16 protein-coding genes are annotated in these 13,746 nt (G+C 34.8%); 7 read left to right on the top strand and 9 right to left on the bottom strand.

All coding sequences use genetic code 11. The annotated features are described in order from the left end of the window. Positions 1 to 155: 155 nt before the first annotated feature. Positions 156 to 818 (top strand): hypothetical protein, encoded by a 663-nt coding sequence (locus BLT84_RS15895; RefSeq protein WP_034888307.1) that lies wholly within the window; start codon positions 156 to 158, stop codon positions 816 to 818. Position 819: 1 nt separating this feature from the next. Here BLT84_RS15895 and BLT84_RS15890 read toward each other — a convergent pair whose 3' ends face one another. Genes BLT84_RS15890 through dnaA form a run of 3 tightly spaced genes read right to left on the bottom strand, consistent with a single transcriptional unit; the run spans position 820 to position 3,472 of the window. Beyond that, on the bottom strand, positions 820 to 1,551 hold the full coding sequence (locus BLT84_RS15890) for an SAM-dependent methyltransferase (protein ID WP_034887862.1): 732 nt from the start codon (positions 1,549 to 1,551) through the stop codon (positions 820 to 822). A gap of 23 nt (positions 1,552 to 1,574) precedes the next feature. After that, positions 1,575 to 2,033 (bottom strand): low molecular weight protein-tyrosine-phosphatase, encoded by a 459-nt coding sequence (locus tag BLT84_RS15885; protein WP_091267843.1) that lies wholly within the window; start codon positions 2,031 to 2,033, stop codon positions 1,575 to 1,577. Positions 2,034 to 2,044: 11 nt separating this feature from the next. Beyond that, positions 2,045 to 3,472 carry a chromosomal replication initiator protein DnaA gene (gene dnaA / locus BLT84_RS15880; protein ID WP_034887866.1) on the bottom strand — a complete coding sequence of 476 codons (1,428 nt, stop codon included), beginning with the start codon at positions 3,470 to 3,472 and terminating at the stop codon, positions 2,045 to 2,047. Positions 3,473 to 3,673: 201 nt separating this feature from the next. Here dnaA and BLT84_RS15875 point away from each other — a divergent pair, with 201 nt between their 5' ends. Continuing rightward, positions 3,674 to 4,072 carry an acyl-CoA thioesterase gene (locus BLT84_RS15875; protein ID WP_091267840.1) on the top strand — a complete coding sequence of 133 codons (399 nt, stop codon included), beginning with the start codon at positions 3,674 to 3,676 and terminating at the stop codon, positions 4,070 to 4,072. Here the strand turns inward: BLT84_RS15875 and BLT84_RS15870 are convergent. From BLT84_RS15870 to ribD, 4 genes are read right to left on the bottom strand one after another with little or no spacing between them, the layout of a single operon-like run. Next, complete coding sequence (locus BLT84_RS15870) at positions 4,069 to 4,683, bottom strand: IMPACT family protein (RefSeq protein WP_034887870.1); 615 nt, start codon at positions 4,681 to 4,683, stop codon at positions 4,069 to 4,071. The two genes, BLT84_RS15875 and BLT84_RS15870, sit on opposite strands and share 4 nt — an antisense overlap. A gap of 11 nt (positions 4,684 to 4,694) precedes the next feature. Continuing rightward, positions 4,695 to 5,561: an EamA family transporter gene (locus tag BLT84_RS15865; RefSeq protein ID WP_091267837.1), complete on the bottom strand. Its 867-nt coding sequence runs from the start codon at positions 5,559 to 5,561 to the stop codon at positions 4,695 to 4,697. Next, positions 5,558 to 6,166 carry an HAD family hydrolase gene (locus tag BLT84_RS15860; protein ID WP_091267833.1) on the bottom strand — a complete coding sequence of 203 codons (609 nt, stop codon included), beginning with the start codon at positions 6,164 to 6,166 and terminating at the stop codon, positions 5,558 to 5,560. The genes BLT84_RS15865 and BLT84_RS15860 overlap by 4 nt, the downstream gene beginning before the upstream one ends. Continuing rightward, positions 6,159 to 7,205, bottom strand: coding sequence for a bifunctional diaminohydroxyphosphoribosylaminopyrimidine deaminase/5-amino-6-(5-phosphoribosylamino)uracil reductase RibD (gene ribD, locus BLT84_RS15855; RefSeq protein WP_091268277.1), 1,047 nt, complete (start codon positions 7,203 to 7,205; stop codon positions 6,159 to 6,161). The genes BLT84_RS15860 and ribD overlap by 8 nt, the downstream gene beginning before the upstream one ends. A 30-nt stretch (positions 7,206 to 7,235) precedes the next feature. Between ribD and BLT84_RS15850 the strand changes: the two genes are divergently transcribed. From BLT84_RS15850 to ligA, 5 genes are read left to right on the top strand one after another with little or no spacing between them, the layout of a single operon-like run. Continuing rightward, positions 7,236 to 7,718 (top strand): GNAT family N-acetyltransferase, encoded by a 483-nt coding sequence (locus BLT84_RS15850; RefSeq protein ID WP_091267830.1) that lies wholly within the window; start codon positions 7,236 to 7,238, stop codon positions 7,716 to 7,718. Between the two features lie 24 nt (positions 7,719 to 7,742). Beyond that, positions 7,743 to 8,594, top strand: a complete 852-nt coding sequence (gene prmC / locus BLT84_RS16275) for a peptide chain release factor N(5)-glutamine methyltransferase (RefSeq protein WP_231929392.1) — start codon at positions 7,743 to 7,745, stop codon at positions 8,592 to 8,594. A 12-nt stretch (positions 8,595 to 8,606) separates the two neighbouring features. Beyond that, positions 8,607 to 9,200 carry a TIGR00730 family Rossman fold protein gene (locus BLT84_RS16270; protein WP_231929390.1) on the top strand — a complete coding sequence of 198 codons (594 nt, stop codon included), beginning with the start codon at positions 8,607 to 8,609 and terminating at the stop codon, positions 9,198 to 9,200. A gap of 30 nt (positions 9,201 to 9,230) precedes the next feature. Continuing rightward, the gene (locus BLT84_RS15840; protein WP_091267827.1) at positions 9,231 to 9,896 is read left to right on the top strand and encodes a VOC family protein; all 666 of its coding nucleotides are present in this window, start codon (positions 9,231 to 9,233) and stop codon (positions 9,894 to 9,896) included. 31 nt (positions 9,897 to 9,927) lie between these two features. Next, positions 9,928 to 11,931, top strand: coding sequence for an NAD-dependent DNA ligase LigA (gene ligA / locus BLT84_RS15835; RefSeq protein ID WP_091267824.1), 2,004 nt, complete (start codon positions 9,928 to 9,930; stop codon positions 11,929 to 11,931). A gap of 143 nt (positions 11,932 to 12,074) precedes the next feature. On the opposite strand, the gene BLT84_RS15830 is transcribed toward ligA, so the two are convergent. Both BLT84_RS15830 and BLT84_RS15825 read right to left on the bottom strand, forming a co-directional pair. Further along, positions 12,075 to 12,983, bottom strand: a complete 909-nt coding sequence (locus BLT84_RS15830; protein ID WP_034887889.1) for a bifunctional metallophosphatase/5'-nucleotidase — start codon at positions 12,981 to 12,983, stop codon at positions 12,075 to 12,077. A gap of 3 nt (positions 12,984 to 12,986) precedes the next feature. Continuing rightward, the gene (locus tag BLT84_RS15825) at positions 12,987 to 13,745 is read right to left on the bottom strand and encodes a 5'-nucleotidase C-terminal domain-containing protein (protein ID WP_091267821.1); all 759 of its coding nucleotides are present in this window, start codon (positions 13,743 to 13,745) and stop codon (positions 12,987 to 12,989) included. Between the last annotated feature and the right edge of the window lies 1 nt (position 13,746).

Genomic DNA, 13,746 nt, shown 5'->3' with positions numbered 1-13,746 from the left:
AATAAAAACGTAACTCGCTGAATATCAGTAAATACAATATTATAAAATCTTTAACATGCTGTGTATCAAATTATTAAAAATAATCGTACATTTGCCCGGCGAAATTGATAGGGGCTGTTTTATTAAGCTATTCAACCTGTCAGAATCAAAAAATTATGAGAAAAAAAGTTGCAAAAATTTCAATCTTTCCAATCATATTGGCAGGATCTATATTTTTTAGCTTTTCTACTAAAGAAGCTGCAAACCTTGAAACTTATGCTACCCCTTCAGATGTTGTTCTGGAATACACGGTAGCTGCTACTCCAGATAGTAGCGTTACCGAGGTAGAGGCAATTAAAATTTTACCAGCACTTGGTAAATCTTATTTAGGTTTTAAAGAAGCAGTTGCTTTTAAAGAGTCTAGAGGAGATTATAAGATAATTAATGAATTTGGATATTTAGGGAAGTATCAATTTGGAAAGGGAACTTTAAAATTGATAGGAATCTATAATGCAAATGAATTCTTAAATACTCCAGAGTTGCAAGAAGCGGCATTCTATGCCAATGCCTCTAGGAACAAATGGATCTTGAAACGTGATATTGCAAGATTTGTTGGAGAAAAAATAAATGGTATTACAATTACAGAATCTGGTATTCTTGCTGCGGCACATTTAGCAGGTCCTGGAAGTGTAAAAAAGTATCTAAGAAGTTGGGGAGCCAATTCTTTTAATGATGCATTTGGAACAACTATAGGGTATTACATGAAAAGGTTTGCAGGTTATGATACTTCATTTGTAAAACCGGAGAGAAAAGCTAAGGCCGAAATATTTCAAGCTTAAATTAAAGCTCTTTCTGTATCACAAAAATAGTAGGCCTTTTATGAAGGTCTACTTTTGTTTTAGTCCAGTCTGAAATAGTTTTAGTGATAATATATTCTGTGGGAAGTGTAATATCACAAGCTATGCATAGTTTTGTTGCAGCATGTAATTGCTGTGTCATATCTTCCAACAACTTATTATTTCTATAAGGAGTTTCTATAAAGATTTGCGCCTGATTTCTTTCTAAAGAAATTCGCTCTAAATTCTTCAATTCGTTCTTGCGTTCTTTTTTATCTATAGGTAAATACCCGTGGAATGTAAAACTTTGACCGTTCATTCCGCTTCCCATCATTGCAAGTAAAATGGAGGAGGGGCCTACAAGCGGTACCACCTTTATTCCCATTTGATGTGCGAGCTTTACAATCTCCGCACCTGGATCTGCAACTCCAGGACATCCTGCCTCACTTAGCAAGCCAACGTCCAGACCTTCTTTGCATGGATCTAGAAAAGAACTTAGGCTGGCAGGGTCTGTAAATTTATTTAGTAAATTTAATTTTAGAAGCGGTTGCTTTTTGCTTGGAACTACATCTTTAATAGATCTTCTGGCGGTTTTTTCATTTTCAACTATATAATGATCCACTTTTTCTATGATCTTTTTTATAGATAACGGGAGTACTTCTATAGGGTTTGAAGTTCCCAAAGTAGTTGGGATCAGGTATAGTTTTCCAGAAAATTGAAAAGGAGTGTTCGCCATGTTTATAAGAAGTTTAGCTAAAATTAAGCATTTAATTTTTTAGCGATGATCGTACAGGCTTCATCAAGCATATTATATACATTCTCAAAGCCTTGTTGTCCACCTTGGTAAGGATCAGGAACATCTACGTTCTCTCCGGGAAAGACTTCATTTAAGATGAGCTTTACTTTTTCTTGATCTTCAATAGAAGCTGCTAATGAAATCACATCATTGTAATTAAAATTATCCATTACATAGATGAGATCAAATTTTTTAAAGTCTTCAGCTTTAAATTGTCTCCCGCGTTGATCTGTAATATCTAGTCCATGCTTTTTAGCAACAGCAATAGATCTTGAGTCTGGAAGATCGTTAACATGATAATCTCCAGTACCGGCAGAATCTACATAAACAGTATCACTAGAAAGTTTAGATTTCAGAATTCCTTCGGCCAATGGAGATCTGCAGATATTGCCGAGACACACCATCAAAACATTGGTTTTCATAAAGCTACTTTTTATAGGGTAAGTTTCTTGTTAAGGTCTTCGACAAATTTTTTGAATTGCTTATCGGTGGTTGCAAGATTATCTACCGTTTTACAAGCGTGTAATACCGTTGCATGATCTCTTTTACCTATTTGACTTCCAATGCTGGCAAGTGATGCTTTGGTAAATTTCTTTGCAAAGAACATTGCTAATTGTCTAGCCTGAACGATATGACGTTTTCTGGTCTTAGATTGAAGTGTTTCTACATCCATTTGAAAATAGTCACTAACGATCTTCTGGATATAATCTATAGAAACCTCACGTTTTGTATTCTTAACGTAATTATCTACAATCTTTTTAGCCAGATCTAATGTGATATCTTTTCTATTAAAAGAAGAGTGAGCAATTAAAGAGATGATAGCGCCTTCTAATTCTCGAATGTTCGTTTTAATATTATTAGCTAAAAACTCTATGATATCTTCCGGCATTTCTACACCATCGCGGTAGAGTTTGTTTTTAATAATAGAAACTCGGGTTTCAAAATCTGGGTTTTGCAATTCAGCTGAAAGTCCCCATTTAAATCTTGATAGCAACCTTTGCTCGATATCCTGCATATCTACCGGAGCTTTATCACTAGTAAGAATTACCTGCTTTCCGTTTTGATGTAGGTGGTTAAAAATATGAAAGAATACATCTTGCGTTCCAGCTTTTCCAGATAATAATTGAATATCATCTACAATAAGAACGTCTATGATCTGATAGAAATGTATAAAATCATTTCTATTATTCTTCTTTACAGATTCTATGTATTGCTGTGTAAATTTTTCAGCAGAAATATATAATACGGTTTTCTCCGGATATTTATCTTTAATATCTACACCAATAGCATGAGCTAAGTGCGTTTTTCCTAAACCAACTCCTCCAAAAATAAGTAAAGGGTTAAATGATGTTCCTCCAGGTTTGTTAGAAACTGCTAATCCTGCAGATCTTGCTAGTCTGTTAGATTCTCCTTCCAAAAAATTCTCGAAACTATAGTTAGGGTTTAATTGAGATTCTATCTTAACATTCCGAATTCCAGGAATTATAAATGGATTTCTAAGTTCCGGATTTTTATGTCTTACAGGAACATCTACTTCTTGAGAAGCAACATTGCTTCTTTGAGTACTAGGAATTTTTTCTGTGAATGGAAGTTTGTTGCCGTAGGTGTTTTCCATTTTGATCACATAGACCAATTTGGCTTTTTCACCTAATTCTCTTGTTAGAGAAACCTTTAAAAGCTTTACATAGTGCTCTTCCAACCATTCATAAAAGAATTTAGAAGGAACCTGTATGCTCAAGGCACAATCTGTAAGTTTTACTGCTTGTATCGGTTCAAACCAAGTTTTATAAGCCTGGGGTGTAATATTATCTTTGATAAAAGCTAGACAGCTATTCCAAACTGATTGCGCAGTTTTTGACATGCTTGTTTTCAGGTTATTTTAGGTTAGTACGTGGTTGCTTTTTCGGGATCGAAATCCTCCCAAATCTTGGTGGAACAAATATGTGAACAAATTATCTAATAAAAAAACCGTTTTGATGTTGACTTTTAATAAAAATTTACGCATACTTCCTTTCAGGTATGAAAGTACAAAACCTAACGCAATTAACTCCATAAAACTCCTATGAAAAGTCATCAAACCTATGTTAAAGTTAGATATGCAGAAACAGACCAAATGGGTGTGGTGCATCATGGAAATTATGCACAGTATTTAGAGATGGCCCGTATAGACTGGCTTGAGGAGCTAGGGGTGTCTTATGGATCTATGGAAAAAGATGGTATTATGCTACCTGTTTATGTAATGAGTTTCAAATTTTTGCAACCTGCACACTTTGAAGATACTTTAAGAATAGAAACGAAATTAATGGAACTGCCTAGAGTAAAAATTGGCTTTGAATATACTATCTATAATCAGAATGAGCAGCTAATAACAACGGCTTCTACGGTTCTAGTTTTTATGGATTCCATTACTAAAAGGCCGGTGAGATGTCCGCAGTTTTTACTTGAAAAATTAAAAGATTAGTCTTCCACTTTTTTTATTTCAACTTTATAAATACCTTTAAATTTATCAAATATGGCTTCTGCATCTTTTTTTCTAATTGCGATGTAGATTTTGCAATCTAAACCTAGATCTTGTTCAATTATATTAAGGTTGTGTTCTTTAATAACTCGCATTACGATATTCATTTCCGGATAATCAAATTGAAGCACAAAACGTTCATCAATGGTTCGTTTTAAAATATCACTAGCCTCCAACGCCAATTGGGCTGCAGTTTTATAAGCGTTTATCAAACCGCCAACGCCTAATTTGACTCCGCCAAAATATCGAACTACAACGATGAGGATATTAGTTACCTCAAAAGACTGAATTTGACCATAAATTGGCATCCCTGCAGAGTTTGAGGGCTCTCCATCATCATTAGCTCTAAATTGATGATCTTGAACTTCCTTACCTATCTGCCAGGCATAACACCAATGTCTAGCCTGGTGATGTTTCTTTCGTAATTCTTCTAAATGTATCTTGGCATCATCTTCAGAATGAATAGGAAAAGCATAGCCAAAGAATTTAGAGTTCTTGTCTTTAAATAAGATCTCTTCAGATGGTTTTGTAATGCTTTTATACGTGTCTTTCAAAATATGTAATTTTAACTGGTAGCTACTAAAATTATACTTAAAATAGCCAAGAATATACCAATCCAGTTTTTAGGAATTAAATGTTCTTTGAACAAAACTATACCAAGCAAGGTAGACACCAAAACAATGGCGACATTATTAATGGTAAATACGGTAGAACTTTCCATTCCTTCACTTCTTAAAGCTAAAACCAGAAAGTAAATAGAAAAGTAATTCGGAATACCTAAAGCAACACCGCCTAATAAGTTCCTTTTTGTAACTCTTAGGCGTCCTAAAAAGCCCTGAACAATTAAAACCATAACCCCTATGATACCTGCAATGGCAAAAATTGTGGATGAAAAAAGTGCAACTTCTGTCTTTGAAACATAGCTGGCTTCTAAAAATTTTATACTGGTATCTATTATTCCGCTACCCAAAAACACTAGGATCGGAAATATTAAATTCTCCTTTTTAATAGCAATTCCGCTTCTATTCTTAACAGAACTAAGATAAACAGCTACTAATGCAAGGATGATTCCGGCAGATTTCATTATGCCGCTACTTTCATTAAAATATAAAATACCGAATAGAACAGGGATGGCTACAGACATCTTAGTAGCAACTGAAACCACAGAAAGTCCGCTGCGCTGTGTAGTTATTGCGGCTAGATAAAAAACAACAATAAAGAGAACTCCTAATATTAATGTGCCTAGAAACCAATCTTTATGAGGTATAGCAGTAATGTCTGTGCTTTTTATAAAGCCAAAAAAGCCTACAGCACAGGCTATAAAATAATTTACAATAATTGCCTGAAGCGTATTAACTCCATATTTTTTGTAGAGATTAAAAACCACAAATATTATGCTGGATGATAAAATGCTAAGGAGAAGATATATCAAAATAGCTCTTTTTGGGAGGTGAATAGATCTATAATATCTTCTCGTGTAGGTTCTAAATTCCAAACATGGATGCCTAGTTCTTTTGCGGCATCTGTATTTGCAGAAGTATCATCTACAAACAAACACTCTTCCGGTTTTAACTGATGCTTGCTAAGCACGAATTCATAGATATTTCTGTTCGGTTTTCTATAGTGAATCTCATGAGAAAGATAGAAGGCATCAAAACAGTTCTTAAAATCTTCAAAGAACGGAACCTCTTGTTTTATCCAATCTATATGAATTTCATTGGTGTTGCTAAGTAAGATGAGTTGATAATCTTTTTCTTTGGAAAGTTTCTGAATAAATTTTAATCTGTACTCCGGGAAATCTTTTAAAATAGCATTCCAAGATCTTCTAAATTGATCTTTTTCAATAGCAGGATATCTATTGGTATAAGCGCCTAAAAACTCATCTGAAGTGATATGTCCCTGTTCATATTCAAGATTTGTTTGTTGCAACTCTTCAGAGATCTTTTCTATTTTTAAAGAGTTCAATTCTCTTTGAGTAGCAGATTTATCAAGATTTATAAATATATCTCCAAAATCGAATATGATGGTTTTAATCATTTTTGTAAATCTTTAAATAATCATTCTCTAAGTGCTGTTCCAGAACTTTTGTGCCTAATAAAAATGGAGAAGAAGTCCCCTTTAAAAATTGATTTTCTCCTGTAAAAACTCGCGCTTCATCCCAAAGGTTGGCGTCTATAAAAGTTTGAAGGGTTTTGCTCCCGCCTTCAATAATTACAGATTGAATGTGATGTTCATACAGAGTATTCATAATTTGAGAAGCAATCTCTTTTAGAAAATCTATTTTTTCAAAATATAATAAATTAAAATCTAGTTCTGGTTTAGAGTGCATACCACAAATTACAATGGTTTTAATGCTACCATCCAGAATTGCCGAATCTTTTGGGGTTCTTAAATTTTGATCTATTAGCACGCGGGTGGGATTTTTTCCTTCCCATAATCTGGAATTTAGTTTAGGATCGTCCATTACGGCAGTATTAGTTCCCACCAAGATTGCTTGTTCTTCACTTCTCCATTTATGAACCAGTTGCTTGGAGTATTGGTTGGTAATCCAAATTGGTTCTCTTTTATCTTTCTTCTCCGGGGCAAGAAATCCATCTTCAGATTGTGCCCATTTCAAGATCACATAAGGTCTCTTTTTTTGATGATAGGTAAAGAACCTTTTGTTAAGATCTTGTGCTTCTTTTTCTCTTACGCCCACAATTACTTCGCATCCGGCGCTTAGCAGTTTTTGAATTCCTCTACCAGATACTTCCGCAAAAGGATCTACCGTAGCAATAACAACTTTTTTAATTTCTTTAGCTATGATAAGATCACTACAGGGAGGAGTTTTTCCGTAGTGGCTGCAAGGTTCTAAACTCACATAAATAGTACTCTTCTTTAAAAGCGATTTGTCTTTAACTGAGGCAATTGCATTTACCTCTGCATGCGGCTCGCCTGCTTTATGATGCCAACCTTCACCAATAATTCTCCCTTGGTGTACAATTACACTGCCAACCATTGGGTTGGGATAGGTGTTTCCGAGGCCGTTTTGGGCCAATTCTATGCATCTATTTATATATTTTTCGTGTATCTTCACATCACAAAAATATGATTTATTCAGCAAAACATGAGTTTTAAAATTAGAGAGATACAACCGGAAGATAACCAGCAAATTGCAGCCTTAATACGAAAGGTGTTGGTAGAAATGGGAGTTCCTAAAGTGGGAACTGCTTATGAAGATAAATCTTTGGATGATATGTACAGTACGTATCAACATGATAAGATGCAATATTTTGTAGTAGAAGAAAATGGAACTCTTATTGGAGGTTCTGGAATTGCGCCATTAATAGGCTTAGAGGCTGAAGTGAGTGAACTACAAAAAATGTATTTTCTGCCTGAGGCAAGAGGGCGAGGTATTGGAGCGCATATGATGGAAACTTGTTTGCATTTTGCAAAGGCTCAAGGTTTTAAGCAGTGTTACCTAGAAACTCTTCCATATATGGAAAATGCGAGAAGACTTTATGGTAGATCAGGGTTTAGATCATTAGAAAAGCCAATGGGAGATACAGGGCATTACAACTGTACCATGTGGATGATAAAAGATCTATAGAGATAGTCATTTAATAAAACAAGATTGAAGGTTCTACAATTTAAAGATCAATTTATAAATGCCTTAAAAGAGGAATATCCCCCACAGGAGATCAATTCTTTTTTTAATTTATTAGCTACTTCATACTTAGGATTAACTCGATTAGAGATCGCTCTAGATCCAGCTTGTGTCATTGAAGATGAGGTTCTTATTAAATTTAAGGAGGCTCAACAAAGATTGGTTTGTCATGAGCCTATTCAATATATTCTTGGAGAGACAGAATTTTTTGGCCTTCAATTTAAAGTAAATGAAAATGTTCTAATTCCTAGACCTGAAACAGAAGAGTTGGTGCAATGGATTTTAGATGATCTAAATGAAAAGGAGGAAGAGCAATTTGAGATCTTAGAGATTGGCACCGGTACAGGTTGTATTCCAATTAGCCTTGCGCATCATTTAAAAAATTCTAAAATCTCTGCGGTAGACGTTTCAGAAAAAGCCTTAGCTATAGCTACAGATAATGCTAAGTGCAATAATGTTCATATATCTTTTAGTTTAAAAGACATTCTTGCCACAGATTTCTTGGATGAGAAGTTAGATGTTATTGTTTCCAATCCTCCATATGTAAGGGAATTGGAAAAAAAAGAAATGCATAGGAATGTTCTGGAGAATGAACCTCATTTGGCTTTGTATGTATCAGATGAAGATCCTCTGATATTTTACAGGAAAATTGGAATGTTGGCAAAATCTAGATTGAGAAAATCGGGAAGTTTATACTTTGAGATAAATCAATATTTAGCCAAAGAGACTTCCACGATGTTGCAGGAATTAGGTTTTAATACTGAAGTTAGAAAAGATATTTTTGGCAATGACCGAATGCTGAAAGCAAATTTAAAATAGAACTTTTCGTTAATGGAAAATAATTTAAAGAGCATCGCTGTTTTTTGTGCGAGTAGTGATGGGGAGGATGTAGAGATCTACAAAGAGGCTTATGCTGTTGGTGAATTTCTTGCTACGCATAATATAGAGGTTATTTATGGCGGAAGTAAACTTGGCCTAATGGGACAGGTTGCCAAAGGCGCTTTAGATAATAGTGGAAAAGTAACCGGTGTAATTCCAGACTTTTTAAAGACGAAAGAAGTGGCGCATACGCAATTATCTCAATTAATAACCACCAAAGATATGCACGAGCGAAAGCTTAAAATGCACGATCTTAGTGAAGGATTTATAGCGCTTCCCGGCGGATTTGGAACTTTGGAAGAATTGTTCGAAATTTTGACTTGGGGACAGTTAGGCTTGCATAAAAAACCGATAGGTATTTTGAATACTAATAATTATTATGATGAGCTTTTAGCAATGCTTCATAAAATGGTTGCCAAGAAATTGCTGAAAGAAGAAAACATGAGTTTGGTATTAGTTTCCGATAATATTGCAGATCTTTTGCAGAAGATGAAAGATTTTAAACCTATGCCGGTTCCAAAATGGATGAATAAAAATCAGACCTAAACGTCTTGATCTGAAGATGTAAACTACTCTATGAAGATAGAATTCCTAAATATTTATACTTCAAAACTGGAAGAGCAATTAAAATTCTTTCGGGATCTCTTCGGACTAAAAATTCAGAATTATACTGAAGAAAGTTTTGAGGTGCTGATAGGAACTTCAATTCTAAAACTTTCTAAAAAAGCTAATGCTACTCCATATCATATAGCTTTTCATATTCCAGATAAACTAGAGGAGATCGCCTTAGAATGGGTGAAAGAAAGAGTGGCTATTATTAAGAGTTACAATAATGAAATTGTAGATTTTAGTAACTGGGATGCTAAGTCACTTTACTTCTACGATAAAGACGAAAATATTTTAGAATTCATTTCAAGAAGAACGCTTAATTCGCCAAAATCTGCGATCTTTTCTGAAGAAAGTATTTTAGGGATTGCTGAAATTGGTCTGGCGACTTCTAACATTAGAAAAAGCTATGAATTTCTCAGTAAGAACTTTCAGCTTGAAAAGTTTGATGGAAATTTCGAAAAATTTTGTGCCATTGGAGATCCAGATGGTCTTATAATTACCATTAATAAAGATTTAAAAGACTGGTTTCCAGCTAACGATAAAGCTTATGCTTCAGGTTTTAGCTTAATATTCAGTCATCAAAATAATACACATCATTTACAATTCAAAAATGATGAATTGCACTACATATAAAATTTGTGTCCCATATTTTTCCGCTTAAAAGATGAAGATAGAAGAAAGAATTACTCAGCTCCGTAAAGATTTGCATCAGCATAATTATCATTATTACATTCTGGATAGCCCGGAAATAAGCGATTATGATTTTGATATGATGCTGGAAGAATTGCAGAAATTGGAAACGGAAAATCCTGAGTACAATGATCCAAATTCACCAACGCATAGAGTGGGTGGTGCGGTGACTAAGAATTTTGAAACGGTAGTTCACAATCATAGAATGTATTCTTTGTCTAATTCCTATTCAAAAGAAGAGTTGGAAGATTGGGAGAAGCGCGTTAAAAAGATGGTAGATGGAGATGTGGAATATGTTTGTGAATTAAAATATGATGGTGCTTCTATAAGCCTTACTTATGAAGATGGAAAACTAGTGAGGGCGGTAACTCGAGGAGATGGATTTCAAGGAGATGACGTTACCAATAATATTAAGACCATCAGATCTGTTCCTTTAAAATTAAAAGGAGATTTTCCGGAGAAATTTGATATTCGAGGTGAAATTGTGTTGCCTTTAGAAGGTTTTGTAGCAATGAATGCGGAACGTGTGGAACTTGGTGAAGAACCTTATGCTAACCCGAGAAATACAGCTTCGGGAAGTTTAAAACTTCAGGATAGTGCAGAGGTGGCTAAAAGACCTTTGGAATGTTTATTATACTCCATTATTGGCGAAAATATCAATTTAAAATCTCAAAATGAAGGCTTGGAAAAAGCTAGAAACTGGGGGTTTAAAGTTCCAAAAGAAGCAGAGCTGGTTAAGAATGTAGATGAGGTTTTACAATTTGTAAATTATTGGGAGAAGAACAGGCATGAGCTACCTTATGAGATAGATGGAGTAGTGGTGAAAGTGAATAATTTACATCAACAAGAGGAGTTGGGTACTACTGCCAAATCTCCAAGATGGGCTATTGCTTATAAATTTAAAGCAGAACAAGAATCTACTCTGTTAAAGCAGATCACCTATCAGGTAGGGAGAACCGGCGCCATTACTCCGGTAGCAAATTTGGATGCTGTTCAATTAGCCGGAACAGTAGTGAGAAGAGCTTCGCTGCATAATGCAGATCAAATTGCGAAATTAGATATTAGAGAAGGGGATACCGTTTTTGTAGAAAAAGGTGGTGAGATCATCCCAAAAATTGTAGGTGTAGATTTTACAAAACGAGATCCAGATTCTAAAGAAACCGAATATATTACTCATTGTCCGGAGTGTGATACAGCCTTGGTTAGAAAAGAAGGAGAAGCGCAACATTATTGTCCAAATGCAAATGGTTGTCCTCCTCAAATTACAGGAAGAATTCAGCATTATATCTCTAGAAAAGCGCTGGATATTGAAGGCCTTGGTGGAGAAACAGTGGCTTTATTGGTGAATGAAAACCTGATTAGTAATTACGCAGACCTTTATGCATTAAAGAAAGAAGATGTGATGCCCTTAGAGCGAATGGCAGAGAGATCTGCAGAAAATTTGATCCAAGGAATTGAGAAATCTAAAGAAATTCCGTTCGAGCGAGTTTTATTTGGATTGGGAATTAGATATGTTGGAGAAACGGTAGCTAAAAAACTAGCCAAACATTTTAAGAATATTCAGGCGTTATCTAAAGCGTCTTTGGAAGAATTGGTGAATGTAGACGAAATAGGGGGGCGTATTGCCCAAAGTGTGGTAGATTTCTTTTCTTCAGAAGAGAATGTTCACACTATAGAAAGATTGACAACTTATGGGGTGAAATTGGAAATTTCAGCTGAAAAATTGGCCAATCAAACCGATATTTTAAACGGAAACACATTTGTGATCTCTGGTGTTTTTGAAAAGATCTCCAGAAACGATCTTAAGAAATTAATAGAAGATAACGGCGGAAAAGTTTCAGGATCCATTTCAGCTAAAACAAATTTTTTAGTGGCAGGAGAAAATATGGGGCCAAGTAAATTGGCAAAAGCTGAAAAATTAGGGACTACCATTATTAGTGAAGATGAATTCTTAAAGATGGTTCCAGCTGCAAATTAATTGTTAGTTCGTAAAATAAACTAAAGTAAAAATGAGATTTTGAAGGAATTCAAAATCTCATTTTTTTACCAATGTTATAGTATGAGTCGTCAATAAATTCAGGGTGACGAAAGAATTGAAAATGGGGTTTAATTGAATTAATTTTAAACCGAAATACTTACTCCTTTGCTTTCAATATTGTTGTCATTATCTAAGTAGAAATCTATCCTGCCCAGATAAACTCCGTAGCAACCAACCTGATTCACCAGCACTTTTTTACCTGCTTTGTTGGTCTCGATAGTAGGGCGTTCTAAAAAGGTGTGGGTATGGCCACCAATTATTAGATCTATATTTTCTGTGGCTCTGGCTAATTTTATGTCAGAGATCTTATCCTCATTTTTGTATTCGTAACCCAAGTGAGAAAGACAAATTACAAGATCACATTTTAGTTCCTCTTTCAGAATTCTGGTCATATCCTGAGTTACTTCAATAGGGTCTAAATATTTAGTTTCCTTGTAAAGTTTATCTGTAACCAATCCTTTAAGTTCAATCCCTATCCCGAAGATACCAATCTTAACTCCATCTTTCATGTAGACTTTGTAAGGTGAGGTATGACCGTTCATTACAGTATCATTGAAATCATAATTTGAAATTAGGAAGTCGAAATCTGCATTTGGAAGTTGAGAATACAATCCGTCAATGCCATTATCAAAATCATGATTTCCTAGCGTTGCAGCATCATATTTTAACTTGCTCATTAATTTAAACTCCAATTCTCCACCGTAAAAATTAAAGAAAGGCGTTCCTTGAAAAATATCTCCTGCGTCTAAAAGCAGTGTGTTTGGATTTTCATTTCTTATTTGATGCACTAACGTTGCTCTTCTGGCAACACCACCCATATTTGGATTTTTAGGATCTTCCGGTCCAAAAGGTTCTATATGACTGTGTACATCGTTGGTATGTAAAATAGTAATATGTTTTCTAGAATTCTCTTTAAAAGACATCGTTAAACCACCCAAGCCAATAAAAGCTCCAGTTGCAGCGGTTTGCTGAATAAATGATCTTCTTTTCATGACTTACTTAATTTGAATATATCTATTGTCTTTTACGGTCTTAATGGTGTCCACCTTAATAAAATAATCTATAATCGCATTTCTGATCTTATAATCTGTTCGATAAAGATGTACAGGATCTTTAAAAAAGTTCATATTATCTCCGCCTTGCTGCAAATAATCTGAAGTTGCTACAAAGTAATTTTTTTGAGCATCCAGCGGTTTATCTTGAATTTTAGCATCTATCACTTTAAAATCTTTGTCCACTCTAATCTGAACTCCGCTTACAGGATGTGCAGTTTTAGCAACTTCCAGATATTGCAATAGTTCCTTCATTCTCTCCGGAGAAAGTTCGGCTATAACAATTTCATTTTCAAATGGCATAGCAGAATAGGCGGTTCTGGTAGTAATATTACCTTTTGCGATGGAAGACCGGATTCCGCCAAAATTTAGAAGTACCATATCTATAGTATTACCGGTTCTGCTTTTAAAAATAGGGTTAGCTTGCTCCAAAACCAGATCTGCCATCATATTACCAATAGGCGTATTTAGCGCTCCATCATTCTTTACCAGATTTGTTGGATTATAAGCCAATGCGCTATCCAGCACTTTTTCAATATGATTGGCATAGGGTTTTATGTAATTTTCTATAGAAGTGTCTGCAGCAATTTCATTATTTATTGCCAATCTATTTCCTTCTATAGTAGAAGTATGAAATTTTGCACTGTTGCAAGAAATTGTTCCTGCGATTACTGCCAATGCAACAATAGATCTCAAATTCATT

Source organism: Gillisia sp. Hel1_33_143 (assembly GCF_900104765.1).
GTDB lineage: Bacteria > Bacteroidota > Bacteroidia > Flavobacteriales > Flavobacteriaceae > Gillisia.
This window is presented reverse-complemented; position numbering and strand designations above follow the sequence as displayed.